This is a genomic window from Ideonella sp., assembly GCF_041287625.1.
GTDB lineage: Bacteria > Pseudomonadota > Gammaproteobacteria > Burkholderiales > Burkholderiaceae_C > Ideonella.
Genome location: NZ_JBGGNH010000052.1, coordinates 101,206 through 127,761, shown reverse-complemented (window position 1 = coordinate 127,761; position 26,556 = coordinate 101,206). Strand labels below are relative to the sequence as shown.

The 26,556-nt window shown below is 67.6% G+C and carries 23 protein-coding genes; 4 read left to right on the top strand and 19 right to left on the bottom strand.

The window, feature by feature from the left end; translation table 11 throughout:
• Positions 1-2: 2 nt before the first annotated feature.
• From ACAH41_RS19655 to ACAH41_RS19580, 16 genes are all read right to left on the bottom strand, one after another.
• Positions 3-2,315 carry a type VI secretion system tip protein TssI/VgrG gene (locus ACAH41_RS19655; RefSeq protein WP_325651621.1) on the bottom strand — a complete coding sequence of 771 codons (2,313 nt, stop codon included), beginning with the start codon at positions 2,313-2,315 and terminating at the stop codon, positions 3-5.
• 99 nt (positions 2,316-2,414) lie between these two features.
• Positions 2,415-2,906 carry a hypothetical protein gene (locus ACAH41_RS19650; protein WP_325651623.1) on the bottom strand — a complete coding sequence of 164 codons (492 nt, stop codon included), beginning with the start codon at positions 2,904-2,906 and terminating at the stop codon, positions 2,415-2,417.
• 23 nt (positions 2,907-2,929) lie between these two features.
• Positions 2,930-3,646 (bottom strand): Rhs element Vgr protein, encoded by a 717-nt coding sequence (locus tag ACAH41_RS19645; RefSeq protein ID WP_325651624.1) that lies wholly within the window; start codon positions 3,644-3,646, stop codon positions 2,930-2,932.
• A 44-nt stretch (positions 3,647-3,690) separates the two neighbouring features.
• On the bottom strand, positions 3,691-6,342 hold the full coding sequence (tssH, locus tag ACAH41_RS19640; protein ID WP_325651625.1) for a type VI secretion system ATPase TssH: 2,652 nt from the start codon (positions 6,340-6,342) through the stop codon (positions 3,691-3,693).
• Positions 6,339-7,415 (bottom strand): type VI secretion system baseplate subunit TssG, encoded by a 1,077-nt coding sequence (tssG, locus tag ACAH41_RS19635; RefSeq protein WP_325651627.1) that lies wholly within the window; start codon positions 7,413-7,415, stop codon positions 6,339-6,341. The genes tssH and tssG overlap by 4 nt, the downstream gene beginning before the upstream one ends.
• Positions 7,416-7,442: 27 nt before the next feature.
• On the bottom strand, positions 7,443-9,344 hold the full coding sequence (tssF, locus tag ACAH41_RS19630) for a type VI secretion system baseplate subunit TssF (RefSeq protein ID WP_325651629.1): 1,902 nt from the start codon (positions 9,342-9,344) through the stop codon (positions 7,443-7,445).
• Positions 9,345-9,355: 11 nt separating this feature from the next.
• Positions 9,356-9,745: a hypothetical protein gene (locus tag ACAH41_RS19625; RefSeq protein WP_325651631.1), complete on the bottom strand. Its 390-nt coding sequence runs from the start codon at positions 9,743-9,745 to the stop codon at positions 9,356-9,358.
• Between the two features lie 39 nt (positions 9,746-9,784).
• A complete protein-coding gene (gene tssE / locus ACAH41_RS19620) occupies positions 9,785-10,291 on the bottom strand; it encodes a type VI secretion system baseplate subunit TssE (protein ID WP_325651633.1) in 507 nt (168 codons plus the stop codon).
• Positions 10,291-11,103 carry a type VI secretion system accessory protein TagJ gene (locus tag ACAH41_RS19615; protein WP_325651635.1) on the bottom strand — a complete coding sequence of 271 codons (813 nt, stop codon included), beginning with the start codon at positions 11,101-11,103 and terminating at the stop codon, positions 10,291-10,293. Before ACAH41_RS19615 ends, tssE begins: the two co-directional genes overlap by 1 nt.
• A gap of 5 nt (positions 11,104-11,108) precedes the next feature.
• On the bottom strand, positions 11,109-11,612 hold the full coding sequence (locus ACAH41_RS19610; RefSeq protein ID WP_325651637.1) for a type VI secretion system tube protein Hcp: 504 nt from the start codon (positions 11,610-11,612) through the stop codon (positions 11,109-11,111).
• A gap of 28 nt (positions 11,613-11,640) precedes the next feature.
• Entirely contained in the window at positions 11,641-12,120 is a 480-nt protein-coding gene (locus ACAH41_RS19605; RefSeq protein WP_325651638.1) for a type VI secretion system tube protein Hcp, read from the bottom strand.
• 70 nt (positions 12,121-12,190) lie between these two features.
• Positions 12,191-13,690, bottom strand: coding sequence for a type VI secretion system contractile sheath large subunit (tssC, locus tag ACAH41_RS19600; protein WP_325651639.1), 1,500 nt, complete (start codon positions 13,688-13,690; stop codon positions 12,191-12,193).
• 24 nt (positions 13,691-13,714) lie between these two features.
• Positions 13,715-14,218 carry a type VI secretion system contractile sheath small subunit gene (gene tssB / locus ACAH41_RS19595; protein WP_325651640.1) on the bottom strand — a complete coding sequence of 168 codons (504 nt, stop codon included), beginning with the start codon at positions 14,216-14,218 and terminating at the stop codon, positions 13,715-13,717.
• 67 nt (positions 14,219-14,285) lie between these two features.
• The gene (gene tssA, locus ACAH41_RS19590) at positions 14,286-15,299 is read right to left on the bottom strand and encodes a type VI secretion system protein TssA (RefSeq protein ID WP_325651642.1); all 1,014 of its coding nucleotides are present in this window, start codon (positions 15,297-15,299) and stop codon (positions 14,286-14,288) included.
• A 199-nt stretch (positions 15,300-15,498) separates the two neighbouring features.
• Positions 15,499-17,346, bottom strand: coding sequence for a hybrid sensor histidine kinase/response regulator (locus ACAH41_RS19585; protein WP_370538425.1), 1,848 nt, complete (start codon positions 17,344-17,346; stop codon positions 15,499-15,501).
• An 18-nt stretch (positions 17,347-17,364) separates the two neighbouring features.
• Positions 17,365-18,051 (bottom strand): response regulator transcription factor, encoded by a 687-nt coding sequence (locus ACAH41_RS19580; RefSeq protein WP_325651646.1) that lies wholly within the window; start codon positions 18,049-18,051, stop codon positions 17,365-17,367.
• Between the two features lie 575 nt (positions 18,052-18,626).
• Here ACAH41_RS19580 and ACAH41_RS19575 point away from each other — a divergent pair.
• Positions 18,627-18,836, top strand: a complete 210-nt coding sequence (locus ACAH41_RS19575) for a hypothetical protein (RefSeq protein WP_325651913.1) — start codon at positions 18,627-18,629, stop codon at positions 18,834-18,836.
• Positions 18,837-18,938: 102 nt separating this feature from the next.
• Positions 18,939-19,289 carry an RNA-binding protein gene (locus ACAH41_RS19570; protein WP_325651647.1) on the top strand — a complete coding sequence of 117 codons (351 nt, stop codon included), beginning with the start codon at positions 18,939-18,941 and terminating at the stop codon, positions 19,287-19,289.
• A 161-nt stretch (positions 19,290-19,450) separates the two neighbouring features.
• Here ACAH41_RS19570 and ACAH41_RS19565 read toward each other — a convergent pair whose 3' ends face one another.
• On the bottom strand, positions 19,451-20,071 hold the full coding sequence (locus tag ACAH41_RS19565; RefSeq protein WP_325651915.1) for a TetR family transcriptional regulator: 621 nt from the start codon (positions 20,069-20,071) through the stop codon (positions 19,451-19,453).
• A 176-nt stretch (positions 20,072-20,247) separates the two neighbouring features.
• Between ACAH41_RS19565 and ACAH41_RS19560 the strand changes: the two genes are divergently transcribed.
• Both ACAH41_RS19560 and ACAH41_RS19555 read left to right on the top strand, forming a co-directional pair.
• Positions 20,248-21,036, top strand: coding sequence for an SDR family oxidoreductase (locus tag ACAH41_RS19560; protein ID WP_325651649.1), 789 nt, complete (start codon positions 20,248-20,250; stop codon positions 21,034-21,036).
• Positions 21,037-21,097: 61 nt separating this feature from the next.
• Positions 21,098-22,174, top strand: coding sequence for an alkene reductase (locus ACAH41_RS19555; RefSeq protein ID WP_325651650.1), 1,077 nt, complete (start codon positions 21,098-21,100; stop codon positions 22,172-22,174).
• 84 nt (positions 22,175-22,258) lie between these two features.
• On the opposite strand, the gene ACAH41_RS19550 is transcribed toward ACAH41_RS19555, so the two are convergent.
• Together ACAH41_RS19550 and ACAH41_RS19545 are read right to left on the bottom strand one after the other, a co-directional pair.
• On the bottom strand, positions 22,259-23,941 hold the full coding sequence (locus tag ACAH41_RS19550) for a cyclic peptide export ABC transporter (RefSeq protein WP_325651651.1): 1,683 nt from the start codon (positions 23,939-23,941) through the stop codon (positions 22,259-22,261).
• Positions 23,942-24,010: 69 nt separating this feature from the next.
• On the bottom strand, positions 24,011-26,461 hold the full coding sequence (locus ACAH41_RS19545) for a penicillin acylase family protein (RefSeq protein WP_325651653.1): 2,451 nt from the start codon (positions 26,459-26,461) through the stop codon (positions 24,011-24,013).
• Positions 26,462-26,556: the final 95 nt, after the last annotated feature.

Genomic DNA, 26,556 nt, shown 5'->3' with positions numbered 1-26,556 from the left:
ACTCAGTTGATTCCAACCTTGCTCCCCTTGAGTGTGATGTCGCTGCTGGCCTTCGCGGCGATCTTGCCGGAACCCTGGATCAGAATGTCCTTGCCCTTGATGACAATGGTCCCGTCCTTCTTCATCACAATGCTGGCCTCCCCGGACTTCAGCTCGATGGCCTCAGCCGCCTCTATCACGAGGCTCTTTCCAACGTTCAGGGCATCGTCCTCCTTGACCGAGGTTGCACGCGCCTTGCCGACATCGAGGTTCTGCGCGCCGCCGATCTTCAGAGTTACGTCCTTGCCCACCGTCACTTCCTGCGCACCACCGACGTCGGTGCTTTGGTTCGCGCCAATAGAATTGCTCTGGTTCAAGCCGACAGTCGTTGTCTGACTCGCGCCAACCGTGATGGCCTGAATGGCACCGATGGTGACCTCCTGCGCGGCACCGACCGTGATCGTCTCGTTGACGCCCACGGTGTGCGTCCGCTGCATCGCGACGGTCGCCGTTTCGCTGCTGCCAACGGTGATGCTGCGGTTCGAGCCAATGCTGATGGTCTCGTTTGAACCAACCGTCTCGTTGCGGTTTACGCCGATCACGATGGTCTCGTTGTTGCCGACCTTCTCGCTTCTGTCGACGCCAATCGTGATCTTCTCGTTGCTGCCCACCTTCTCGGTCCGGTTCACGCCGATGGTGATGGTCTCGTTGTTGTCCACCGTCTCGGTGCGGTCGTGCTTCACGTGCACGGTCTCGTCGTGGTCGATGGTCTTGGTGCGGTCATGGCCGACCCAGTGGGTCTCGTCGTTTTCGACCTCGATGTCCTGGTTCTTCTCGGCGTGGATCCACAGCTGCTCTGCGCCGGCCTTGTCCTCGAAGCGGATGGCGTTGGCGGTGCCGTAGGCGCCGCCCTTGCTGGAACGGGTCAGGATGCCGGACTGGGTGGCGTTGGCGGGCAGGTCCCAGGGGGGCATCTGCATCGCGTTGTAGACGCGGCCGGTGACCAGCGGCTGGTCCGGGTCGCCTTCGAGGAAGTCGACCACGACCTCCTGGCCGATGCGCGGCACGTGCATCACGCCGAAATTCTTGCCAGCCCACGGGTGGCTCACGCGCACCCAGCAGGAGCTGGTTTCGTTGTGCTGGCCGTAGCGGTCCCAGTGGAACTGCACCTTCACCCGGCCGTACTTGTCGGTGTAGATCTCTTCGCCGGACGGGCCGACCACGACGGCGGTCTGCGGACCTTGCACAAAGGGCTTGGCCGTCTGCCGGGGCGGGCGGAACTGCTGGTCGGCCGGGATGGCGTCGAAAGTGCACTGGTAGCCGCCGGGCGCGCCGCCCTGGCTTTCGTAGCCGTCGATCACGGCGTTGGTGCGCATCGCCGAAATCAGGTACTTGATGTTCTGGTCTTCGCGCGGGTGCTTCTCCAGCGTCAGCACATGGCCAGTGGTGAGGCCTTGCGCGTTGGAGGCGCCGCGCATGCTGACGTAGGTCGTCTGCAGTTCGGTCAGGCGGTCTTCGTTGTACTGGGTGCCATCGGCCACCTGCAGGTAGTCGCCCTGGAAGTCGAAGGCTTCCAGCTTGTCCAGGTCATGCCCGCGGGGCTGGCTGGCCTTCACCGCGAGGCTGGTGGCCGGACGCTCGAAGTCGTAGCTGGTGAGCGCCGCCTGGCCGGTCTTGACGCCGCAGCTGAAAGACCAGTTCGACACGTAGTCGGCATCGGGCGGCAGCTGGTCGGTGTTCTCGTGGTACGGCAGGCGCTCGCAGTTCGGTGCAGGGTCGTGGGCGGAATAGGCGTCCACCAGCACCAGCTTGTGTTCGGTGGCCGTGTGCTCAAAGTACCAGTAGATGCCCTCGTGCTCCAGCAGGCGGGCGATGAAGTTGTAGTCGGTCTCACGGTACTGCACGCAGTACACCCAGGGCCGGTAGCTGCGGTAGAGCTTGAACTCGAAATGGGCGATGGCGGTGTGGTCCTCGAAGACCTTCTTGACGATGTCGGGCACCGTCAGGTCCTGGAAGATGCGGCAGTCGGTGGTGCGGGTGAGGAACCAGAGCCAAGGGCGCACGGTGGCCTGGTAGGCGTGGTAACGGCCCCGGTGCGGTCCGATGCCGAAGCGGGTCACATGACCATGGAAGTAGCGCTTGCCGCCATCGCGCAGCGTGACGGCCACGCTCACCGTCTTGCCCAGCAGGTCGGTGGACTGGATGTCCGGCTTCTCGCTGAGCAGGCCCAGCTGCGTCTCGCCCAGCACGCTGAGTCCGCAGCCGTCGAACATCGATTCGAAGAGCAGGTCATCAGGGGGCAGCGGGGAGCTGAGCGTGATCGAGGCAGACGGCATGAAGCGGCGCAGGCGCGAGTGAGGTCCTCACGGTACGCAGGCCGCTGCGCATGCGAAAGCGACCAAAGTCATCCCGGCCGCTTCATGCACCGGCCATCTTCAAGGCGCGGCGCAGGCCTCGGTGCGCCATCGCAGGGCGGCTTCGTCCCACAGCACCGGCTGGACCGCGCCGGCGTTGGCCGCACCAGGCTTCACGCAGAACCGGGCCTCGTAGGCCACGGTGCCGTCGGCACCGGCTTCAGGTTGCGCGCCGAGCTCGATGCGGTACAGCGTGCCGGGCTGCAGCGGCGCGGCGGCGGTGCGCTGCATGGCACCGGGCGGAAGCGCGCCATAACGCAGGCAGGCGCCCGCTCGTAGTTGCAGCGAGCCACCGGGCGGAGCGAACGCAAAGCCCCAGTCCTCGGGCGGCAGCGAGCGCCAGTCGGTGCGCTCGCCGTGGCTGACGCTGAGGGTCCACACGCGCATCGGGCCGGCCAGCTCGCGCTGCGACAGCGCGAAGCAAGGCAGGCCTGCTTCGGCAGTGACTTCGACCGAGCCCTTGCTGGAAGTGGCCAGGCTGCCGCCCGAAGCCAGCACAAAGGCAATGGACAAGACAAGGTGAAACCCGACGCGTCTCATGGCAGGTTGCGCTTGTCCGAAGGGTTGGCAATGAACAGGCGCAGCACGGTCTCGAACAGGGCACGGTCGTTGATGTGTTTGGACTGATGCATCTCGGGCGGGTGGCTGAAGTTCTTGACGGCCCAATAGTCGGACAGCAGGTCGCCCTGCGCTTCCATGTTGCAGTCGCCCAGCGTCTTCTTTGCATCCAGCGTGTAGTCGTAGCCCAGCCCGATGCGGATGGCGCCGCGCAGCATCACGGGGTAGCCCAGCTGGTGCTGCCAGACGTGCACCATCTCGTGCATGAACCACAGCGAATCGCTGAAACCGGCGAGCGCGAAGTCTTCCTTGAAGTGCTTGGGGTTGAAATACATCTCGCCGTTGGGCGTCATCGCCGTGTCGTCCGGCTGCAGGCCGAACCACAGGTACTCCTCGTTGTGCACCTTCACGCGGTTGTAGTCGACCGAATTGCCGAACAGCGTGCGTGCCATGTCGCGTTCGTTGACCGTCAGTCCACGCGACTCGCCCTCCGGCGTGGGGCGGCGCACCGGCTGCACCTGCGGTCGCGGCGACTGGCCGCGCTTGTCCGGCAGCCCGTCGAGGCCGGCGCCGATGCCGGTGGCCACCAGGCCCGTGGGCCCGGGCAGCGCCGAGCGAAGATCGAACGGTTCTCCCCAGCCCGCTGGCTCGCGCAGCGTGGGGCTGGTGGCACCGGGAATGCGTTGGCCTGCCATCGGGCGATTTTGCTCAAGCTGCAGAGCCGTTCATCGGATCGGGGTCAATCGAAGGCATAGCTGAAGTCGCCCTCGCTCACCCCCAGGCTCACCCCCTTCATGGCCTGTCCAGTCGACAGCCGGGTCAGGTATTCCACCGAGATGCGCGGCAGCACGGTGTTGGTCAGGATCGCGTCGATCACGCGGCCGCCGCTTTCGACTTCGCCGCAGCGGCTGATCACCAGCTTGACGACCTCGTCATCGAAGCTGAAGGGCACGCCGTGGTGGTCCTGCACGCGGCGCTGGATCCGGCCCAGCTGCAGGCGGACGATCTGCGCCATCATCTGTTCGTTCAGCGGGTAGTACGGGATGGTGACCACGCGGCCCAGCAGCGCGGCGGGGAAAACCTTCAGCAGCGGCTCGCGCAGGGCCTTGGCAATGCCTTCGGGCTCGGGCATCAGCTCGGGATCGGCGCAGAGCTTCATGATCAGCTCGCTGCCGACGTTGCTGGTGAGCAGGATGATGGTGTTCTTGAAGTCGATGCCGCGGCCCTCGCCGTCTTCCATCCAGCCTTTGTCGAAGACCTGGAAGAACAGCTCGTGCACGTCCGGGTGGGCCTTCTCCACCTCGTCCAGCAGCACCACGCTGTACGGCCGGCGGCGCACGGCTTCGGTCAGCACGCCGCCTTCGCCGTAGCCCACATAGCCGGGCGGCGAGCCCTTCAGCGTGGAGACGGTGTGGGCCTCCTGGAACTCGCTCATGTTGATGGTGATGACGTTCTGCTCGCCGCCGTAGAGCGACTCGGCCAGCGCCAGCGCGGTCTCGGTCTTGCCCACGCCGGAGGTGCCACAGAGCAGAAACACGCCGATGGGCTTGTTCGGGTTGTCCAGCCGGGCGCGCGAGGTCTGGATGCGGCGCGCGATCATCTCCAGCGCATGCTGCTGGCCGACCACGCGCTGGTTCAGCGTGTCGGCCAGTTGCAGCACCGCCTGCACCTCGTTCTTCACCATGCGGCCAACCGGAATGCCGGTCCAGTCCTGCACCACGCTGGCGACGGCCGCTTCGTCGACCGTCGGCAGGATCAGCGGTGCGTCGCCCTGCAGCTCGCCCAGCTGCACCTGCAGGCCTTGCAGTTCCGCGAGCAGGTCATCGCGCTCGGCGACACCGGGCGCGCCTTCGCCATCCTCGCGCAGCCTGGCGCGCAGGGCCAGCAGGCGGTCCACCACCGCCTTCTCCTTGCCAAAGCGCTCTGCCAGCACCGCGTGCTCGGTGTGGGCTTCGTCCAGCGCAGCGGCCACGCGGCGCTTGCGCTCGGCCACTTCGATGCCGATGGCCGCCTCGCGGCCGATGATGGCCTGCTCCACCTCGAGCGCCTGGATGCGGCGCTGGTTGTCCTCCAGCGCAGGCGGCGTGGCGTGCTGGCTCACGGCCACGCGGGCGCAGGCGGTGTCCAGCAGGCTCACGGCCTTGTCCGGCAGTTGCCGCGCCGGGATGTAGCGGTGCGACAGCCGCACCGCCGCGTCGATCGCCTCGTCCAGCAGCGCCACCCGGTGATGCTGTTCCAGGATGGACGCGACACCGCGCAGCATCAGCACCGCTTTTTCTTCGCTCGGCTCGCCGACCTGCACGACCTGGAAGCGGCGCGTGAGCGCTGGGTCCTTCTCGATGTGCTTCTTGTATTCGGCCCAGGTGGTGGCAGCAATGGTGCGCAGCTTGCCGCGGGCCAGCGCGGGCTTGAGCAGGTTGGCCGCGTCTCCGGTGCCGGCAGCACCGCCAGCGCCGATCAGCGTGTGCGCCTCGTCGATGAACAGGATGATCGGCTTGGGCGAGGCCTGCACTTCGTCGATCACCGAGCGCAGCCGGTTCTCGAACTCGCCTTTCATGCTGGCGCCAGCCTGCAGCAGGCCGATGTCCAGCGAATAAAGAGAAACCTCTTTCAGCTGCGGCGGCACGTCGCCCTGCGCCAGGCGCAGCGCAAAACCTTCGACGACCGCCGTCTTGCCCACGCCGGCCTCTCCGGTGAGGATGGGGTTGTTCTGGCGCCGTCGCATCAGGATGTCGACGATCTGGCGGATCTCCTCGTCTCGGCCGGCCACCGGGTCGATCTCGCCGTTGCGGGCGCGCTCGGTCAGGTCCACCGCGTAGCGCTTGAGCGCCTCCTGCTTGCCCATCGCCGCGGGCGCCACCGCACCGCTGGCCTCACCCGGCTCGGCGCTGCCGTCGGTCGCGCGCATCTGCTGCTCGGGCGAGCCTTCGACGATGCGGGAGAAGTTGTCGGCCAGGTCGTCCACCTTGATGCGCTCGAACTGCTTCGAGATGGACAGCAGCGCATTGCGCAACGAAGGCGTCTTCAGCAGGCCGATCACCAGGTGGCCAGTGCGCACCTGGCTGTCGCCGAACATCAGCGAGCCGTAGACCCAGCCGCGCTCGACGGCGTTTTCGACCCAACTCGACAGGTCCGTCACCGAACTGGCCCCGCGCGGCAGCCGGTCCAGCGAAGCGGTGAGGTCCGCGGCCAGTTGCGAGGCGTCCAGGCCATGGTGCTTGGCGATGCGGTGCAGGTCGGAATCGGGTGTGTTCAGGATCTGGTACAGCCAGTGCTGCAGCTCGACAAACGGGTTGCCACGCAGTTTGCAGAACACCGTGGCGCCCTCAATGGCCTTGTAGGCCAGCGGGTTCAGCTTGCCGAACAGCGCAACGCGGGAAATCTCGGTCATGAAAGGCCTCCATGGGCTTTGGCAACGAATGAGGTTTGCGGCCGCAGGCGCAGCTCGGCGAGCGGCGAAGTGCCGGCGCGGCCGATCCAGCTGCTCAGGCCCAGGCGCAGCCGGCGGTCCAGCCTCGGTGCGGGCGCCTCGCGCGGCTGCAGCGTGAGCTGCAGGTCCCACAGCAGGTGCAGGCCGGCGTATTCGCGCACCCAGTCCACCAGCGGCCGCCAGGCCGGGCCGCCGGGCAGGAAGGCCTGGTACTGCGCCAGCGTCAGCGGCCCCAGCACCACGCGGAACTTGAACTGCCGGTCCCAGACCTGGCGGCCGGCGTTGGCATTGCGGCCCAGCGCCGCCGGCACCGTGCCGACGCGCTCGCTGCGGTTGCGCGCGTGGCCCAGGCGGGTGCGTTCGGACGACGCCATTGGCAGCCAGTGCGGCACGTGCTGTTCGATGCGCGCTGACACGCCGAAGTGCTGCTGCAGGATCTTCACCAGGCCTTCGGGCGAGCGGCTGGCCGCCCCCAGCAGCCCGGCATGGAACAGCCGCGCGTGGTGCGGCAGGCTGTCCTGCGGGCGGATGCTTTCGTGCAGCCCGGTGCTGGCGCCCAGCCACGTGGCGAAGCGGTCGTCGGCCGGGCGGTCCAGCTGCACGCAGGGCTGGGACTGGGCCCAGGCGCGGTAGAACAAGGACAGCAGCCTGTGGTGGAACATGTCCAGGAAACGCTGCAGCGTGGGGTCGCTGCGCTGGTGCAGGCGCTCGCGCACGTATTCGGTCAGGTGCAGTGGCAGCGGGCCCTGCGGGCCCAGCAGGCCGAAGAAATGCACCGCCAGCCGTGGCACGCTGCCTTCGCGGCTGAAGCTCGCCAGCATGGCCGGCGGGAAACGCAGCTCGGCCGCCTGGCCCAGGCGCAGCGGCTCCTGCCCAGGGCGCAGCGCGCGGCCGAAGCGCGGCGCGCTGGGCGACAGGCCTTCGATTCGGCGCAGCAGCGCGAAGAAGTCGTGCGCGTAGGGTGCGGCCTCCAGCGAATCGAACAAGGCCCGCAGCGCTGCAGCCTGTTCCACCGCCCTTTCGTGCGTCTTCATGGCGGGCTCACGAGAAACAAAACCCGTTCACAGCGCGCCTTCGCTGGCCATGCGCGGCGGCCAGCGCATCAGCTCGCCGCGCTGGGCCGAGCGCAGCGTCAGCTGGGTGAAGGTGTTGATCGACGCATAACGCGCGAAGTAGTGTTCCAGCACGCTGCCAAACAGCACCGCGCTGCCGCCCTGGAAAGCCAGCTCGTCGAGCTCCAGCACCAGCTCCGCGCCGCTGCCGAAAGTCAGCCGGCCACCGCCCGGCAGGCGGCGCACCACGGTGCCGGCACGCAGCGCGCGCACGCCTTCCACCATGCGCAACCAGGCCGGGTCTTCCGGCGGGCCGTGCAGCACCAGCAGGCGGCGCAGCATGGCCGCGGCCTGGCCCGGATCGTCGCCGGCCAGCGGCAACTGGCGTTGCGTGAGCAGGCTGACCAGGCTCCAGCCCAGCTCGCCAACCGGCCGGCGGCTCTGCGGGCGGGTCGGGCCGCGCAGCGCCGTCACCCGCTTGACCGGGCCGGGCGAGTCCAGCCGCCAGAGCGACAGGCCACTCGCCTGGCCGGGCGGCAGCAGCGTTGGCAGGTCGCGGTTGGTGACCCAGGCGGAGACCGAGAGCTGGCGCACGTCCTCGCGGTACGGCGCGTGCTGAGGGTCGACCAGCGACAGGAACGCTTCTTCGCCGATGTAGCCCGAGCGCGGGCCGTGCTGCTTCTGCCGCTCGGACATCAGGCGCGGCTCGCGGCGCAGCGTGTAGAAGCCCGAAGGCGCCGCGCCTTCGCCCTGCCCTTGTACGTGCGCGCTGGCATACAGCGGCTGGAAGGCCTGCTGGCCGGCACGTGCAGTGCCGAAGCCAACGACCGATTCGAGGCTGTGCAGCTCGAAGTCCATCGGCCGCGTGCGGTCCGCCACCACGTGGTATTCCCAGGCGCCGGGGCCGAGCTGGATGCGGTCCAGCCGCTTGCGGAACAGGTTGATCGCCGGGGTGCAGAACAGCGACAGGCTGCCCGCGTCCACCAGCGGCTCCAGGGCGGCGTCGCCGCGCGAGAACAGCAGCACCAGGTCCACCTCGTCGCCCGGTACGCGGGCCAGCCGCGTGGACAGGCCGCCCACTTCGAAGAACAGCAAGCGCTGCGGCAGCGCGGCAAATTCCTGCAGCAGGCGGTGGCCAGAGAAGCTGCGCTGCAGCTCGGGCAGCAAGGCTTCGTCGGCGCCAAAGCCCTTCATGCGGACACTCGCGGCGTCGCACCATTGCGGCAGTGCGTGGGCGGCGGGCGAGCCCGTCACGTGCACCCAGCTGCCCATCGCAGCGCTCTGGATCAACTCGTGCAGCCGGTGGGCCACGTCGTCCGGCGCGCTGATGTGAAAGCTCAGGCGGTCCAGTCCCCGCAGCTGCCGGAAGCTGGCACCGCCGCCGCAGCGCAGCCGGATGCGCAGCCCCCCCTTGGCGCCCAGCGCGGGCGGCAGCTGCTTGAGCGGCAGGTCCGCACCGTGGGTGAAGAACTGCACCGAAGCGATCTCGACTGGCCACAGCGTGACCGCATGCGCCGTGCGGAATTCGCAGCGGGTGTCCTGCCCGCGTGTCAGCTCGGCGGCGATGGCACTGCCACGCGGCACTGTGTAGCCACCCAGCAGGTTCGGGTCGGCCAGGTCGGCTTCCAGCCGCGCCACCATCATCGAAGGCAGCGGCGCGAGGAAATTCGGGTAGATCGATTCCAGCAGGTGCGCGATCAGCCGCGGGTGCTCTGCGTCCAGCTTCAGCTGCACCCGCGCAGCCAGGAAGGCAAAGCCCTCCAGCAGCCGCTCGACATACGGGTCCGTGACCGCGATGCCCTCCATGCCCAGCCGCGACGCGATCTTCGGAAACTCCCGCGCAAACTCGGCCCCGACCTCGCGCAGGTGCGCGAGTTCGTCGGTGTAGTGGCGGAGGAGGCGGGGGTCCAAGCAACTACCCCTTACGCGAAGACCACATGCGTGTTCTCTTGCCCCCAAACCTTCCAATAAACAGCATAGTGGCTGTCCGTGAAATACATCTCGTCCCAGTTGTTCTGGTTGCAGATGAAGCGCGTTTGGCCTGGCGGGAAACCTGGCGGTGACCAAACCACCTCGACGTAGGGCGAGTTGGTGTGATGGGCGTTCGGCAATACGGTAAGTGCACGCCCGTCCTTGATGGCGCGATCCTCCCAGCTGTTCGATGTAGGCTGGCCGTTGCCAAAGCCTTGGTGCCGTGAGTAGTTTCTTTTGTGCTCATTCACGTTTTGGCCAGCGAAGATCTCATTGACTCGCCCGGCCAAACTGAAGGAGGCCCTCGTATCCTTTGGGTAGAACGACCAATAAAGCCACATGTGATTCCCCTGGAAAAAATACTTCGATGTAGATGACGGTCAGAGAGCCGTTCGCCCTTCCCGCACTTCCACCTGCCCCGCCTCCAGATCCAACTGCGTGCGCAGCAGGATCTCCAGCGGGACGGGTTGCGACCAGAGGTGGCCGCGGATCTCGAATTCGATGATGTTGTGGGTGTCCAGCACGCTGGTGGCTTCCAGCGCGCGCACCGCCAGGCTCTCGGGCAGGATGCGCGGCTCGTAGCGCAGGATCGCGGCGCGGATGGACTTTTCCAGCAGGCTCACGTCCACCCGGGAAGCCAGCTGGCCAGACAGCGCCGGCAGCCCGAAATTCAGCACGCTGGCGGCCAGGCCTGGCCAGGCCTCGGCCTCCTTGCCCAGCGGCTGCACGGCGTTGAACAACCAGCCCAGGTCGCGCAACACGGCCTGGCGCAGCTGCGACTTGTTCATCACGCGGTGGTGTTCGGCCTCCTCACGATGGTGCGGGTCGTCATCGGTCAGTCGGTCCAGCAGCGCCGGCTGCAGGCGGTCACGCGGGCTGGTGGCCATCAGTCTGCTTTCAACCGGCCCAGCTCGATGCACCGCACATCCAGCAGCGAATGCTCACCGGCGTCGGTCGCGAACACGCGCTGGCCGACGCCGGCGTATTGCTCGGCCCCCGGCGCGGCAAGCGGCGTCCATTCGGTGCGCCGCGCCATCCACACGCGCTCGTCGTCCCAGGTGGTGCTGCGCGGATAGCGGGTGGGGATCAGTGCCACCGTCTCGCCGCCGTTCGGAAAGCACAGGTGGGCTGGCAGCCAGGCCAGGTCACGCAGGTCGCTCGGCGCCTCGATCTGCACCTTGCTCAGCGCCGAAAATGGCACCCAGGCGTAACGCCCGTTGACCACCGCTTCCAGCAGCGGGCCTAGGCGCGAATCGGCATCGCAAATCCATTCGAACGGCGCGCCGTCCAGCGAGCCGGCCACAGTCTCCGCCTGCCCCAGCGCCTGCTCGCGCATCGCCCGCGCGGCCTGCACCTGGCCTTCGGCCTGCAGCCGCAGCGCCTCCACCAGCAGGGCCACCCATTCGGCCGGCTGGCCCAGCAGCATCGGCGTGGTCTTGCCGTCGAACACCGCTTCACGCACCAGCTCGCACTTCAGCGCCTCGCGGTAGGTGTTGACCATCGGCAGCGCTTCGGCATCCAGTTCGCCGCACACCGCCAGCTGCGTGCTGGCGCGCTGCCACTGGCCGGTGATGGCCAGCAGCTGGAAGAGCAGCACCCGCAGCTTGGCGTCCTGCGGCTTGGCGCGCACCTGCTGCTGCGCCTGGGCCAGCGCTTCGCGCGGCCTGCCGGCGGCGACCAGTTCCTTGATCGTGTCCATGGTGCTCAGCTCAGGTCGTCGTTGAAGCTGTGGCTCGCGCCCAGCTGGCCGCTGGCGCTTTGCGGCCGGTATTCGATCGCCACCTTCTGGAAGCTCAGCGCGACTCTCTCGACGGTGTCGCCATCGGCACCGGCTTCCACGTCATAGGTCGCCACGCGGGCCTTCTCCAGCGTGATGCTGCAGAAGTCCTGCGGCTCGCCACCGGCCTTGCGCAGGCTCAGCACCGCACTGCGCACTTCGTCATTGGTGGCAACCGCGCTCATCAGCGCGGTGCTGGCGCTGTCCAGGTGTTTGGTGATGACGAGCTGGCGGTAGCTGCGCCGGCCTGTCGCCAGGCCGGCCACCGCGTCGCCCACCGCCCCCACGCCCCAGCTGAAGCCGATGACGGTGATGTCGTCCTGGTGGCCGGTGGCCACCGCTTCGCCCTTGACTTTGCCGGCGCGCTTGAGCGTCAGGGCGAGGTACATGTCGGCGCTGGTCGCTCGCAAGGCGCTGGGGGCATGGACCATCTTCAGCTCCAGGCAGGGTGGATCGGGCTCAGCGGGTTTCGGTGCTGGCCACGTTCCAGCCGAACTTCACCGAGCCGCCGAGTGCGCCCTTGTCGTCCTGCGGCTTGTATTCGAACTCGATGTCGGCGTAGCTCAGCGCCACGCTTTCAGAGATCTCGCCGCCGCTGCTGGCCGACGGCGCGACCGACGTGACCAGCACCTGCTTGAGCGTGACCTTCAGGAAGTCCAGCTGGCCCTCGCCGGCCTTGCGGCAGGTGATGATGGCCGAGTCGAAGTGCTTGCCGCTCGCGCAGCTCTTGGCCAGCACCGGCGAGGCCTTGTCGTAGTAATGGGCGAACACCAGCTGGCCGGGAATGCCCTTGCCTTTGCCGGAGCCGGTGCCCGCGGCGGCGGTGCTTTCCTGGCGCACGTCCCAGGACCAGGCGAGCAAGTCGATCTCGCCTTTGTGGTCCTTGTGGCCGGATTCGCCGTCGACGCCGGCGATCTTGAGGTTGGTGTCGATGGTCATGTCGTGTCTCTCCTGAGTGGATGCGGGGGAATGGGTTGCACGGCCGGCCGGTCAGGCCGCCGGCACGGTTTCACTGCGTCTTCTGCGACGGCAGCTTGGACACCAGGCGCAGCGACACCGTCAGCCCTTCGAGCTGGTAGTGCGGCCGCAGGAAGAACTTGGAGCTGTAGTAGCCCGGGTTGCCGGGGATCTCTTCGACGGTGACCTCGGCGGCCGCCAGCGGCTTCTGCGCCTTGGTGACCTCGGACGAATTCGCCGGATCGCCATCGACGTAGTTCATGATCCATTTGTTCAGCCACTTCTCCATGTCGGCCCGCTCCTTGAACGAGCCCACCTTGTCGCGCACGATGCACTTCAGGTAGTGGGCGAAGCGGTTGCAGGCGAACAGGTACGGCAGGCGCGCGGCCAGGTTGGCGTTGGCCGTGGCGTCCGGGTCGTCGTACTCGAAGGGCTTTTGCAGCGACTGCGCACCGATGAAGGCGGCGAAGTCGGAGTTCTTGCGGTGCACCAGCGGCATGAAGCCGTTCTTGGCCAGCTCGGCTTCGCGCCGGTCGCTGATGGCGATCTCGGTCGGGCACTTCATCGCCACGCCGCCTTCGTCGGTCGGGAAGGTGTGGGCCGGCAGGCCTTCCACCGCGCCGCCGGACTCGATGCCGCGGATGCGGGTGCACCAGCCGTAGAGCTTGAACGAACGGTTGATGTTGACCGCCATCGCATAGGCCGAATTGGCCCAGGTGTAGCTGGCATGGTCGCCGCCGGCGGTCTCTTCCTCGAAATTGAATTCCTCGACCGGGTTGGTCTTCGCGCCATACGGCAGGCGCGCAAGGAAACGTGGCATCGCCAGGCCAAGGTAGCGCGCATCGTCCGACTCACGCAGCGATTTCCACGCGGCATATTCCGGCGTCGTGAAGATCTTGGTCAGGTCGCGTGGGTTGGCCAGCTCCTGCCAGGAGCCCATCTGCATCAGCGAAGGGTTGACCGCGGCAATGAAGGGCGCGTGGGCCGACGCGGCCACCTTGCTCATCTCACCCAGCAGCTCCACGTCCGGCGGGCTGTGGTCGAAGTAATAGTCGCCGACCAGCGCGCCAAAAGGCTCGCCGCCGAACTGGCCATATTCCTCTTCGTAAACGCGCTTGAAGATGGGACTCTGGTCCCAGGCCGTGCCCTTGTAGCGCTTGAGCGTCTTGCCCAGGTCGAGCTTCGAAATGCTCATCACGCGGATCTTCAGCATCTCGTCGGTCTCGGTGTTGTTGACGAGGTAGTGAAGGCCGCGCCAGGCGCTTTCGAGCTGCTGGAACTCGGCGTGGTGCAGGATGGCGTTGACCTGGTCGGAGAGCTTCTTGTCCAGCTCGGCGATCATGGCTTCGATCGACATGATCACGTCGCTGCCGATCAGCTGCGTCTGGCTCAGCGCCTGCTGCGCGAGCGTCAGCACCGCCTGCTCGACGGCGCTCTTCGCGTCGTCGGTCTTGGGCTTGAATTCCTTGCCCAGCAGCTGCGCGAATTCGCCGCCTTCGTATTCGATGCCTTGCAGCGCCGAGGCGGGCTGCACGAGGGTGTCTTCAGCCATGGAGGTCTCCTGCGGGATGGGTGTTCACTGCGCGGCGTCCGCCGGCTTGTGGGCGGCGAGGGACTTCAGCAGTGCCTCGTCCTTGACCACCTTGGCGATCAGCTGCTCGGCGCCGGCCTTGCCGTCCATGTAGGTGATCAGGTTGGCGAGCTGCTGGCGTGCCTCGAGCAGCTGGCGCAGCCCGTCCACCTTCGCGGCGACCGCGGCGGGCGAGAAGTCGTCCAGGCTTTCGAAGGTGATGTCGACCATCAGGTTGCCTTCGCCGGTCAGCGTGTTGGGCACCGTGAAGGCAGTGCGCGGCTTCATGGCCTTCATGCGGGCATCGAAGTTGTCCACGTCGAAGTCCAGGAACTTGCGGTCCGACACTGGCGGCAGCGGCTCGGTCGGCTTGCCCGAGAGGTCCGACAGAACGCCCATCACGAACGGCAGCTGGACCTTCTTCTCGGCACCGTAGAGCTCGACGTCGTATTCGATCTGCACCCGCGGCGCGCGGTTGCGGGCAATGAACTTCTGGCTGCTGGTGGCCATGCTGGCTCCTTGGTTGGCTGCATCGCCATCGCTGGCGGGTCAGGTGGTCGGTGTGAAAAGAGGACTCTCAATCGGAACTTGCGCCAGCGAGCTTTTCGAGCTCTCGCACGCCGTCTGGCACCAGGTCGCGCACGATGTCCATGAAGTTCTTGCTCATCAGCCGCATGCCGCGGCGGATCAGCAGCGGTGCCGGGTGGCTGGGTTCGTTGCGCTCTATCCATTCGCAGGCGCGCTGCAATGCGCGCATCGCGTCCTCTCGCGAGGCGATGACGCCGCTGGCCGCCGGCGCTGCCGCAGCAACTGGCCCTGCGGCGCCGTCGCCTGCCACAGCGACCACCTGCGATGCCGGGACACCTTGCAGCTGCGCACCGAGCGCGGCCAGCGGTTTCAGCAGGCGCAGCAGCGGCGCAAAGTCCGGCCCGTGGGTGGCACCAAGCTGCTGCTCGATGGCGGCGGCGATGCCCTGCACCACCGGCAAGCCGGCGCCCAGGTGCTGGGCCAGCGCCGGCACCGCGGTGGCGTGTTTCGCCAGCGCGTCCTGCAGGCCTTGCGGCGAAGGCACGGCCTCGCCAGGTGCGGCTTCGGCAAGCCCGGCGGCCAGCTCGGCTTCGCGCACCCGCGGGCCGCCGCGCTGGCCGGTGAGGCTGGCGGCGCGCAGGTCTGCCAGCACCTCGGCGGGACTGACCAAGGGCTGCAGCGCATTCAGGCGCGCGGTGGGATCGTTGCCATCGCTCGCGTCCAGCTGCGGATGGACCTGGGCCCAGTGCTGCGACAGCAGGCCTTGCAGCAGTTGCAGGCCTTGCAGCGCACCGTGCCAGCCCTGCAGCCGCGCGCCGCTGCGCAACAGCCACACGGCCACGCGCAGGTCGCGGGTGCGGGCCGCGAGCGACAGCGCCAGCTCGCGCACCTTGGGCCAGTCGGGTTCCTCGGCGGCAATCAGGGTGTCGCCATACTGCTGCTCGGGCCGACCGGCGCCTGCTGTCTGCAGTGCAAGGAAAACCGGGTCGTACTCCAGGTCCGCGCCACAAGGTGCGTCATGCTGAAGCGGAGCGAGCAGCGAGTCGAGGTCCAGGTCAGCCATCGCGTGTGCGGGCCATGGGAATGGGATGCCTGCACTCTAGAGATCCGACCGCCGTGACGCAGTGGTCGAAAGTCACTTTGGCGAGATGGTGCCCCCAGGACCGGACTGCGCCCGGCCCGCCCCCCGAGGGGGATGAGTCAACTTGGGACGGCCCGGCGTTGACTCATGCGCGCGCCTCCAAAGACCTGTCGCCATGCGCTCAGGGCACCATGCCGCGCATCGCGTCGAAGAGGCGGCGCGGCTGCAGCGGCTTGAACAGCACGGGATGGCCGCTGTCGGTGGCGCGGCGCAGCTCCTCGCGCGTGGTGTCGCCGGTCACCAGGATGGCGGGCACCTGCTGGCCGCACAGGCGGCGCACGGCCTCGATGGCGGCGATGCCGTCCCGGCCCGCGCCCAGGTGCAGGTCCGAGAGGATCAGGTCTGGCGCCAGGCCGCGGACCTGCACCGACTGCTCGGCCTCCATCGCATTGGCCGCCACGCTGGCCTCGTAGCCCCACTCTTCCAGCAGGATGCGCAGGCCTTCGCGGATCGGCTCCTCGTCGTCGATCACCAGCACCGAACGTGGCTCCATGACCGGCATGGGCACGGTGTCGGCGGCGGCGGTGGCGTCCTGGATCTCGGGCAGGCCGCCAAGCGGGATGCTGAGGCGGAACATCGTGCCCTTGCCCGGCCGCGAAGCCACCACCAGCCGGTAGCCCAGCAGCTGCGCCAGCCGCTTGACGATGGCCAGCCCCATGCCCAGGCCTTGCGCCCGGCTGCGCTGGCCGTCACCCAACTGCAGGAACTCGACGAAGATGCGCGGCAGGTCGGCGGCACGCATGCCGGCGCCGGTGTCCCAGACCTCCACGTTGGTGTGCGTGGCGGTGGAGCGTGCCACCACCACCACGCCGCCCTGCCGGGTGTACTTCAGCGCGTTCTGCACCAGGTTGCCGAGGATGCGCTCGAGCAGCTGCGGGTCGCTGCTGACCGACTTGCCACCCGGTGAAAAACGCAAGCCCAGGCCCAGGGCCTCGGCCTGGCCGGCATGGTGCATGTGCAGGCGGCGGAACACGTCGCGCAGCGGGAAGTGTTGGATGTTGGGCTCGATGGTGCCGGCGTCCAGCCGCGAGATGTCCAGCATTGCATTGAACGACTGCTCCAGACCTTCGATCGAGCGCATCACGTTGCGCACCAGCGGCTCTTCGGCCGTGCCCTGCAGCCGCTGCTCCAGCGTGGCGGCGAACAGCCCAAGTGCATGCACCGGCTGGCGCAGGTCGTGGCTGGCAATCGCCAGGAAACGGCTCTTCTCCTGGTCGGCACGCAGCGCGGCGTCACGCGCACCGGCCAGCGCTTCGACCCGGTCGTCCCGTGCCATCAGCGCTTCGCGCATGCGGTGCCAACGGCGGTGGCCCCACCAAGCCAGGCCCACGGCGCCGAGTGCCAGGCCGAACGGCGCGGGGTCCACCGCGTCCTGCCAGGACACGCCCATGGCAACGGCCTTGGCGAGTGCCGCCAGCCCGTCGGACATGGGCAGCAGCGCAGCCATGGTCGCCACCCGCCGCAATGGGGCCAGCGCCAGCGCCAGCAGCATCGTCAGGGCGATCTGCAAGGCCTCGGCCCAGGGCAGGCGCGGCACCGGCATGCTGGCCAGCCAGGGGTAGAGGCTCAGCAACAGCAGGCAGGCCACCGCCAGTGCGGTCAGCCAACGGCGCGTGGCGCGCGGGTTGCCGAGGCTGCGCCGGGTGCGGCGCCGCAGGCGCGCCGCCATCCACACGCTGCTGCCGGCCGCCACCGCAACCGCCAGCAGCCACAGGCCCTGCACCGGTTCCAGCGGGCGGCCAAAAGCCTGCACCAACAGGCAGACGAGCAGCAGCAAGGCCAGGCCGGCCAGCAGGTGGACGCCAGGGGTCCAGGCCTCGTCGAAGGCGGCGTCCTTCAGGCGCCTGGCGCGCGCGCGGCGCTCGTGCCAGCGGCCGTCGGCCGGTGAATCGTCCTCACCACGGGCGGGGCCCGCAACGGCAACGTGCACCGCCCATTGCGCTGGCGAGCCGGCCGCTTGTGACGCCACCTTGGTCCGGAGCAGCCGTCAGCGGAACAGGCTGATCATGTGCGAGCGGGACTTCACATCCAGTGCCAGCAACAGCGAAGACACGTAGTTCTTCACCGTGCCCAGCGACAGCTGGGTCGAGTTGCTGATCTCCTGGTTGCTGCAGCCCGACAGCACCAGTTCCAGGATCTCCAGGTGGCGCGGGCCCAGCTCGGCCACGCGGTCGTACATGGCAGAAGACGGGAAGCGCGGGAACAAGGCGCCGGGCGATGCAGACCGGTTGCGCCGCGCGTCGCCGACCAGGGCGGTCAGCGTGTTGCGCATCTCGACCATCATCGCGCCCTTGGGCACGTAGCCCACGGCGCCCAGCGCCCTCGCCTGTCGCACGACGAACTCGTCCTGCGTGCCGCTGAAGACGGCCACCCTGGCCTCGGGAAAGGCCTGCAGGAACTGGCGCAGGCCCTGCAGGCCCTTGCAGTCGCTGAGGTTCAGGTCCAGCAGCACCACGTCGACCGGCCCGCTGTCGCGGTAGACCTGCAGGCCTTCCTGCAAGGATGCGGCTTCCAGCCACTCGATGCTGAGGTCGTCCAGCAGCCGGTACAGCGTGCGGATGCCGGCACGCACCAGCTCGTGGTCGTCAATCAGCAGCACACGCCGCGTTGCCGGCACGGCGCAACGAAGGTCACTGCTCACCGATTGAAAGCGAAGATCGGTTACTGCTTCCATGGGAGCCTCCTGGCGGCAGGAGAAACCTCCGGCTGGGCAGCCGCCAAACCCTTGGGTACCGGAGGAGCCGGATCATAGGCCCACCGCAGCACGGCGCACTCCCGCAAATGGGGGATGACCCATCGATAGGCGACAAAGGATCCAGTTCTTCGCTTCATCCCCGATTTTGGGTGAGGTTGTTAAAAAATGTGATGTGCTGTCCACTCGCTTCAGCGAATTTCGTACAAGCCTGATTGCGCCGGCGATCGGACTGCCCCCGCGCAATCGGACGAACTCATCCCGCGCCACTTCAGCGGCGCTTTCCAGGGCGTCGCAGGTTCGGGCCAACCCACCGACTTCATCGCGACGGACATCTACCCGATCAGAAAGTCATTGACCTGCTTCCAGAAAAGCCTCAAGCTTCGGCGGCGAAAATTTGTTGAGAACCAGCAAATCCTCCATCGCCTGCTACAGGTCGCCCCAACGACTTGCCATGACCGTTCGAGCTGCCCGCAGCCATCCGAGCGGCCGTTTACCTGCAGTGCTGTTCGAGCCTGCAGCTTTGATTGATCAAGATTCTCCTCTCTGCCATTTCCATGGGCCAATTTGTCGTTTCGCCCACGACACACCCGACCGAATGCGGCCGCTTTCGCGGGTCGATCTCGGTTCAGCGGTCACAAGGCAACGGCAGCTACTGCCGTGTCTTCCGCTTTGACAAGACGTTTGCCTCCCGTGATGCGGCCCGGCTGTTTGCCGTGTCCCAGGGCTGGCTGCAAACCAGCATGGCTCAGCCGCCAGTCTGCTGACAACTGGGCGGGAGACATTCCCACCAGCAGCCCAACTGCGGAACCAGTTTTCGCAGATGCGCACTTGAACGTGCGCCCCTTATTTTCCAGAAAGACTCAATCATGAGCAGCAAAATCTACGTAGGCAACCTGCCCTACTCCGTCACCGACGCCAGCCTGAAATCCAATTTCTCGGAGTTTGGTGAGGTGTCGTCCGCCAAGGTCATGATGGACCGCGACACCGGCAAATCCAAGGGCTTCGGCTTCGTGGAAATGTCCAGCCCTGAGGTGGCACAAGCCGCCATCGCGGCACTGAACGGCATGGCGGTGGATGGACGTGCCATCGTGGTCAACCTGGCTCGCCCCCGCGAGGCCAATGGTGGCGCAAGCGGCCATGGGGCTGGCGGCTTCACCGCCAGCAAGCGCGCCGATGTTGGCTACGGCAACGGGGGCTTCGGCGGCGGTCGTTATTGAGCGCCTTCGGGCGCACGCAAAAGCCGGCCTCGAGAGGCCGGCTTTTTTTCGTCCGTCGCACCGCCGGGGCAGCGTCCGGCAGCGGCCCGAATCGCTACCCTGGCGCGACGGGGCACAAGCCGAAGCGGTTGCAGCGGCCGCAGGGCCTGCTGGTCAACCCGTCAGCGATTCGAGGGCACTGCCGAGTCCGGGCGGGGACCCATCTGCGTCTCGGACGATTCCAGCAGTGCAAGGATTGCGTCCCGATTGACCGCAAGGATCTCATCGGCAAGTGGCGAGTCGTCCGGGCAGGCCCGCGACATCACGAGGGCGCCCACGGCGTGCGACAGCACATCGAGGATCCTGGCCCGTGCCTGTCCAGCGTCCGCGGCGCCCGACAAAGCGCCTGGGGCGCTCAGCCCAGCAATCAGACGCTCGATGCCGGCCGCAAACGTGGCACGGACCGCGTCCGGCTGGCGTGCGGCATCCCCGCTCAGTGCGGCCATCGTGCAGCCGCCCGCGCGGCCGTCTCGATGCTCGCGAGAGAGGTAGTGCCTGACGAATTCTGATGGCGCCACGCCCTCCGTCAGCGCCATGGTCTGAGCGAGACCGCAGGCCGTCGACTCCGCGATCAAGTCGGCCTTGGAGCCGAAGTGCTTGTAGAAGCCGCCGTGGGTGAAGCCCGCGGCAGCCATCAGGTCGGCCACGCCAACCCCGTCGTAGCCGCGCTCACGAAACAGCTGGGAAGCTGTTTCCACCACATGCGCCCGGTTCGCCTGCGCCTGCGCTTTGGTGACTCTCATCGCTTGTTCGCCCTGGAGTGATGCATTTGCCGGCCTCGATTCTATATTGATGTCGGTCGTCATTAAAATCTTGACGTATTGGATTACGATCGTCATCATTGATCCATGTGAACCCGATCCCGCCGGAAATCGAACTCCCTCGACAAGCGGCAACCACTGCTCAGGAACCCTTGAACATGACCACCCTTCCCACCGTCCTCATCACCGGCGCGTCCAGCGGCATCGGCGCCGTCTACGCCGAACGCTTCGCGCAGCGCGGCCACGACCTTGTGCTGGTGGCGCGCGACAAGTCGCGCCTGGACGCATTGGCGGCACGCCTGCGGGAAACGCACAAGGTGGCGATCGACGTGCTTCCGGCGGACCTCACCCAACAGATCGACCTGGAAGCGGTTGAAGCCCGCGTGCGCACCGACGCCCGCATCGGCATCCTGATCAACAACGCCGGCATGGCGCAGTCAGGCGGCTTCGTCCAGCAAAGCGCTCAGGACATCGACAGGCTGATCGCCCTCAACACCACAGCGCTCACGCGCCTGGCTGCAGCCATTGCCCCGCGCCTGGCGCAGGCTGGCGCGGGTTCCATCGTGAACATCGGCTCCGTCGTGGGCTTTGCACCCGAGTTCGGCATGACGCTCTATGGCGCCACCAAGGCTTTCGTGCTTTTCCTGTCGCAGGGGATGAACCTGGAACTCTCGCCCAAGGGTGTCCATGTGCAGGCAGTGCTGCCGGCAGCGACGCGCACCGAGATCTGGGCGCGCGCCGGCATCGACGTCAACACCCTGCCTGAAGTCATGGATGTCGAGGAACTGGTCGACGCGGCCCTGGTCGGCTTCGACCGTCGCGAGCTGGTCACGATCCCGCCGCTGCATGTGGCTGGCCGTTGGGATGCGTTGGACGGCGCGCGCCAGGGATTGCTGTCGGACATCCGGCAAGCGCGCGCAGCCGAGCGCTACCAGCCGCAGGCCTGAATGCCTTTTTGACCGCACCCTGGAGTCCCTCCCCGTTCTCCATTTTCCCCAGGACAGCCCCATGCTTTTCGAAGCCTTCTCCCTGCGTGCCACCCAGCTCAGCAATCGCATCGTGATGTCACCGCTCACGCGCAGCCGTGCGAGCGACAACAACACGGCCAACAGCTTGATGGCCACCTACTACGCCCAGCGCGCGAGCGCCGGCCTCATCATCACGGAAGGCACCTCACCGTCACCCAACGGCTTGGGCTATGCCCGCATCCCAGGCCTGTTCAATGATGCCCAGGTGCAAGGCTGGAAGCTGGTGACCGACGCGGTGCACGCCAGGGGCGGCAAGATCGTCGTGCAGCTGATGCACACCGGCCGCGTGTCCCACCAGGCCAACCTGCCGGCCGGCGCCGAAGTGCTTGCACCGTCACCCGAGACCTGCCCTGGCGAGATGTGGACCGATACCCAAGGCAGCCAGCCGCACACGCCGCCGCGCGCCATGACCGAGGCCGACATCTACGCCGTGATCGGCGAGTACGCCACCGCCGCGCGCCTTGCCATCCAGGCCGGCTTCGACGGCATCGAACTGCACGCGGCCAACGGCTACTTGCTCGAGCAATTCCTGAACGCCAACGTCAATCGCCGCACCGATGGCCACGGCGGCTCCGCCGAAGGGCGCAACCGGCTGGTGCTCGAGGTCGCCCGTGCAGCGGTGAAGGAGATCGGCGCTGAGCGAGTCGGCATCCGTCTGTCGCCTCACGGCGTGGTCAACAGCACCAGTGCATTCGAAGGCGTGGACGAACAGTACCTGGCGCTGGTCAAGCAACTCTCCGCGCTCGGCCTGATGCATGTGCACGTCCTGGACCATTCGGCCATGGGCGCCCCGCCTGTCCCGGCAAAGCTGAAGACCGATCTGAGGGCTGCGTTCGACGGCCCCTTCATCCTCGCCGGCGGGCTCGACAAAGCCGGCGCGGAACAAGCGTTGAGCGAAGGCCGCGCGGACCTGGCGGCCATGGGCAGGGCCTTCATCGCCAACCCTGACCTGGTGGACCGCCTGCGCCAGGACGCGCCCTTGAACGCCCCTGACCCGGACACCTTCTACACCCCCGGTGCCAAGGGCTACATGGACTATCCAGCGCTCGCGGGTTGAGAACCAACAGGCCTCGTGATCGGCCTCGGCGCAGCGGCGCGACGCTCTCCCTTGAGACGGGGCGAGATCCCCGGTCCCGGCCACTCAAGCCCGCAGCGGCACCACCCGGCTCTGGTCGGTCTCTTCCACTTTGCCGTCGGCCATCTTCAGCACCCGGTCTGCCAGATGAAAGTAGCGGTCGTCGTGGGAGATGACGATCAGCAGGTGGCCGCGGGCGCGCAGTTCGGGCAGCAGCTCGGTGTAGAAGAGATGGCGGAAGCTGGGGTCCTGGTCGGCGGCCCATTCGTCGAACACCATCACCGGGCGCTGCGCCAGGTAGGCATGCACCAGCGCCAGCCGTTTGCGCTGGCCGGTGGACAGGTCCGTCGTGCTGAACGAGCCGTCCACCACCGAAACCTTGTGGGCGATCTCCAGCCGTTCCAGGTAGGGCCGTGCGGCTTCGGGCAGGCTGGCGCGGCCGCCGGTTTCGCCGTCTGCGGCGGCCAGGTCCTCGAACAGGTAGAAGTCCGAAAAGACGGTGGTGAACAACTGGCGGTAATCGTCGCGGCGCTCGTCGCTCACCGGCAGGCCGTCCAGCACCACGTCGCCCTGCTGCGGCGAGTACAGGCCCAGCAGCAGCTTGATCAGCGTGGTCTTGCCGGAACCGTTGTCGCCCACGACAAAGACCAGCTCGCCAGGGTGCAGCGTCAGGTCGATCGGGCCCAGCGTGAAGGGCTCGGCGCCTTCGGCCGGCGCGAAGGCGTAACGCACGCCACGCAGCGCCAGCGATTCGCGAAAGTGCACTTCGCTGGGCGGGCGCGCCAGGTGCAGATGCGGCTCGGGCGTGGCAAAGCGCAGCGACAGGTCGGCAATGCGCTCGAAGGCCACCTTGGCGCGGCCGACGTTGGGCAGCGTCAACGTGATCTGGTCGACCGGCCCCTTGAGGAACAGCAGCACCAGCACAAAGCCGCTGAGCACTTCGGGCGCCATCGGGCGCATCGCCGCCCAGCCAAGGATCACCGCGATCAGCAGGAAAAACAGCGCCGAGCCGAAGGCCGTGCCGAGCACGTAGATGTTGATCGCGCGGTTGTTGATGTCGCGGATGCGGTGCACCGTGCCCTCGATCTGCCCGTCGAACACCCGCGAGCGGCGCGCCCGGTGCATGCGCAGTTCCTTGGCGCCTTCGCTGATGCCGCGGTAGGCCTTGTGCAGCGCCTCTTCGCTCTCGCGCGCCTGCCAGAAGCCGGCCACGCCGCGCGACTGCACCAGCGTCTGCACCGCAGTGCCGATCACCAGCGCCACCACCACCAGGCCGAACAGCGCCGGTGACAGCCAGGCCAGGTAGGCCAGGCAGCCCAGCGCCACGGCCAGCGCGATGGTGGTCGACGCCAACGCGAAGGCCACGTCGCTGATCATGTCCACGTCCTGCGTCAGCACCGGCATCAGCCGGTGCGTGCGGTAGCGCTCCAGCGCGTCGATGGGCGCCGCGAGGATCTTCTGCGCCAGCCCGGTGCGCACCTGGGCCACCAGTTGCTGGCCGACCCAGTTGGTCGAGATGTCCGACAGCGCGCGGCCGACCAGCGCGGCGACGCACAGCGAGACAAAGGTCAGCAGCAGCCCGCCGGCCAGCCCGCCCGGCCGGTTCAACACCTGGTTGATGGTGCCGAGCAAGGCGACGGTGGCGGCACCGGCTGCGATGCCGGTGACCGCAGACAGCACGATCCAGGGCAGGAACGGGCGCAGCAGACGGCCCATCTCGCTGGCCGGACGGCGGGGTTCATCGTTCATGGCGCGCGCAGTCATGGATCCTCAAGGTGGCAGTCATCCCTGAACCAGACGATCTGGCCGGCGAGATGTTTAGGGGCTCAACACGGTCCTGGTCAGCGCGGGGTCGCGCGCGATCTCGGCCTCGGTGAACGGGAAGGCCAGCCAGTCGCGCCGCACGTAGCGCTGCACCGGCGCGGCACCTGCCAGCCCTGCCCCACCGCTGACCGCCTGCTCGTCCTGCCCATGCGCCAGCAGCGTGTGGGCCTGCAGGCCGCGCGGGCCGTAGCTCACCACCTGCAGGTAGCTGTTGGCCGAGGTGTTGGGGCCCAGCGGGTCGCTGCCGTCGTCGTTGCAGGCCGTCGTGAAGTAGCCCACGTCGTCGCAACCGCCATAGACCGGCAGTGGCCCGGCGCCGGTCTGCACCAGGCGCCGGCTGGTGGTGGTGGCAGACAACGCAGTGCCTTGCGCGGCCATGGCCTGCACGGCCGCAGCCAATGCCTGCGCCACACCTTCGGCACGCGGACCGCGCGGTGTGTCCAGCGGCGCCGCGGCGGAAAAAGGCACCTCAAAACGCGCCTCGGCCGGCACCGCATGCAGCCACTGCGCCCAGAACAGCTCCCATAGCAAGCTGCCGTGGCCCTGCTCGTCCGCCCGGCCAGACCAGCTCGCCAGCAGCGTGCAGGCCGCCGTCACGTCCACCTGCGCTGCCGGGCTGGCCTCGGTCGCCGGCAGGTTCACCTTCGGTTGTGCGCAGGCGTGGTGCAGCAGCTCGGCCTTGAAGCGCAGGGCCGATTCGGCCTGCGCGCCCAGCGCCGCCTCGCGCAATTCGGCCGCCAGTGCGCGAGCCGAACCCGGCCGCATCGCCGCCAGGCGCTGGGCCATCGCGTGGCCCTGGCGCGCCCGAAGGGACAGCGCCTGCTGCTCGCCACCCAGCGCGCGCGCAAAGCCCTGCAGGGGCTGCGCCGGGTTGGCCAGCCAGTAACTGTCGTTCATGTTGGCCACCTGGTCGCTGCGCAGCAGGCTGGGCAAGGACCTTGCCGGCAAGGTGCCGGGCTGCACGGCGGCCGCGTCGGCTTGCCAGTTGCATTCGGCCCGGCTGCCGTCCAGGAACGGCGTGAAAGCGTCCAGCTGCGCGAAGCCCTGGGCCAGCGGCGTGCTGCAGCGCTCGCGCAGCGCGTCGGGCACATTCGGCACGGGACCGAAGTCTGCATACCAGGCGCGCCCGCTGCGGTCCACGGCCGCAGTGTTCACCCACGGCAGCGCCAGCTCGCTGCGCTGGATGGCGATGAACTCGTCCAGCGAGGCGGCCTGGTTCCACGCCCAGAAGGTGCGAAAGGCGCGGAAGTTCTCGGCATTCGCGTCGCGGATGGCCAGTGCATGCGTGGCCGACCAGCCGAAGGCCGCGTTCTGCGCGCCCAGGTCGACGATGGGCCCTTGCGCGCTGCGGTACAGCCGCCGGCTGAGCGTGCGCGCCTGGCCGGCCTCGCCCTTCAGCGTCACCTGCACCTCGCGCGACTGCAGCGGCTGCGCAGCACCGTCCACCAGGTAGTCCGTCGGCCGGCCTTCGGCCAACGAAAGATCAAACAGGCCGAAGCGCCGCGCGGTGGACACCGTGTTGCTCCAGGCCACATGCGCATTGAAGCCGATCATCACCAGCGGCACGCCCAGGAAGGCCACGCCCGCCACATTGACCTTGCCGGGAATGGTCAGCTGCATCTGGTAGAAACGGTCCGGCCCGCCCCAGTACCAGTGCGGGTTGCCCAGCAGCACGCCGCCGCCCTCGCCTGTGGCCTGGCGGCCAAACGCCATCATGTTGCTGCCCAGGCCGTCCTGGTCGCCCACGCGGTGCGCCAGCCGGCTCGACAGCCAAGCGGTGCCAGCCTGCGCAGCGCCACCCGGCTGCGCGTTGACGATCTCCGGGATGAAACGTGCGTAACCCGCCGCCACCTGGGCCGCGTAGAAGCGGCGGTAGAGGTCCTCTGGCGCGATGTCGTGCACCCAGGCCTCGTGCAGGCACAGCTGCTGGCTGGCACTGGCATGGCCGATGCGGGCCTCGCGCAACTGGCGGTTGTAGCCCGCAGCAAAACCGTCAACAGCGGCGTTCAGCTCGGCCGGTTGCGCGGCCCGGTAGCGGGCCACCATTGCGTCGTCCGCAAAGGCCTTGAAGAAGAAGTCCAGATCGAGATTGCGCGACCGGCCAAAGGTCGATTCACGGGTCGGCCGGTTCTCCGGCCCGAAGTGGAACGAGCGCAGGCCTTCGTAGGTCGTGAAAGCCTCGGCCAGCGTGCACAGCGCGTCCTGCCCTTGCGCGTAGCCGATGCCGTAGCCCAGCCCCCGCCAGTCGGCCGCCTTGATGTGCGGAATGCCATCCGTCGTGCGGCGGATTTCGACCGGCAGCGGCGCAGCAAACGCATGCAGCGACTTGATGGCGATCCAGAGCAGCACCGCGCCGGCGATCGCGGCACGCAGCACCGCTGACAGTCGACCCGCACGCTGGCGCCCTGCTTGCGCATTCCTCGCGGAAGTTGGTTCATTCCTCATGCTTGGCTTCGTTGTCCGTGGCGATGGTGTGCTGACGAACTGGGACCGCTGGGGTTTAAGGCTAAACAAACCCGCGCCTGGCCCGTCTCCCAGAA

What these genes read in the sequence shown, in the direction of transcription:
- ACAH41_RS19605 (WP_325651638.1), bottom strand. Translation starts at nt 12,120, where the DNA reads ATGACCATCGACACCAACCTCAAGATCGCCGGCGTCGACGGCGAATCC.
- ACAH41_RS19645 (WP_325651624.1), bottom strand. Translation starts at nt 3,646, where the DNA reads ATGGCAGGCCAACGCATTCCCGGTGCCACCAGCCCCACGCTGCGCGAG.
- ACAH41_RS19625 (WP_325651631.1), bottom strand. Translation starts at nt 9,745, where the DNA reads ATGTGGCTTTATTGGTCGTTCTACCCAAAGGATACGAGGGCCTCCTTC.
- ACAH41_RS19580 (WP_325651646.1), bottom strand. Translation starts at nt 18,051, where the DNA reads ATGGAAGCAGTAACCGATCTTCGCTTTCAATCGGTGAGCAGTGACCTT.
- tssH (WP_325651625.1), bottom strand. Translation starts at nt 6,342, where the DNA reads ATGACCGAGATTTCCCGCGTTGCGCTGTTCGGCAAGCTGAACCCGCTG.
- ACAH41_RS19610 (WP_325651637.1), bottom strand. Translation starts at nt 11,612, where the DNA reads ATGGTCCATGCCCCCAGCGCCTTGCGAGCGACCAGCGCCGACATGTAC.
- tssG (WP_325651627.1), bottom strand. Translation starts at nt 7,415, where the DNA reads ATGAAGACGCACGAAAGGGCGGTGGAACAGGCTGCAGCGCTGCGGGCC.
- ACAH41_RS19615 (WP_325651635.1), bottom strand. Translation starts at nt 11,103, where the DNA reads ATGGACACGATCAAGGAACTGGTCGCCGCCGGCAGGCCGCGCGAAGCG.
- tssA (WP_325651642.1), bottom strand. Translation starts at nt 15,299, where the DNA reads ATGGCTGACCTGGACCTCGACTCGCTGCTCGCTCCGCTTCAGCATGAC.
- ACAH41_RS19570 (WP_325651647.1), top strand. Translation starts at nt 18,939, where the DNA reads ATGAGCAGCAAAATCTACGTAGGCAACCTGCCCTACTCCGTCACCGAC.
- ACAH41_RS19565 (WP_325651915.1), bottom strand. Translation starts at nt 20,071, where the DNA reads ATGAGAGTCACCAAAGCGCAGGCGCAGGCGAACCGGGCGCATGTGGTG.
- tssC (WP_325651639.1), bottom strand. Translation starts at nt 13,690, where the DNA reads ATGGCTGAAGACACCCTCGTGCAGCCCGCCTCGGCGCTGCAAGGCATC.
- tssB (WP_325651640.1), bottom strand. Translation starts at nt 14,218, where the DNA reads ATGGCCACCAGCAGCCAGAAGTTCATTGCCCGCAACCGCGCGCCGCGG.
- ACAH41_RS19555 (WP_325651650.1), top strand. Translation starts at nt 21,098, where the DNA reads ATGCTTTTCGAAGCCTTCTCCCTGCGTGCCACCCAGCTCAGCAATCGC.
- ACAH41_RS19550 (WP_325651651.1), bottom strand. Translation starts at nt 23,941, where the DNA reads ATGAACGATGAACCCCGCCGTCCGGCCAGCGAGATGGGCCGTCTGCTG.
- ACAH41_RS19560 (WP_325651649.1), top strand. Translation starts at nt 20,248, where the DNA reads ATGACCACCCTTCCCACCGTCCTCATCACCGGCGCGTCCAGCGGCATC.
- tssE (WP_325651633.1), bottom strand. Translation starts at nt 10,291, where the DNA reads ATGGCCACCAGCCCGCGTGACCGCCTGCAGCCGGCGCTGCTGGACCGA.
- ACAH41_RS19655 (WP_325651621.1), bottom strand. Translation starts at nt 2,315, where the DNA reads ATGCCGTCTGCCTCGATCACGCTCAGCTCCCCGCTGCCCCCTGATGAC.
- ACAH41_RS19575 (WP_325651913.1), top strand. Translation starts at nt 18,627, where the DNA reads ATGGGCCAATTTGTCGTTTCGCCCACGACACACCCGACCGAATGCGGC.
- ACAH41_RS19545 (WP_325651653.1), bottom strand. Translation starts at nt 26,461, where the DNA reads ATGAGGAATGAACCAACTTCCGCGAGGAATGCGCAAGCAGGGCGCCAG.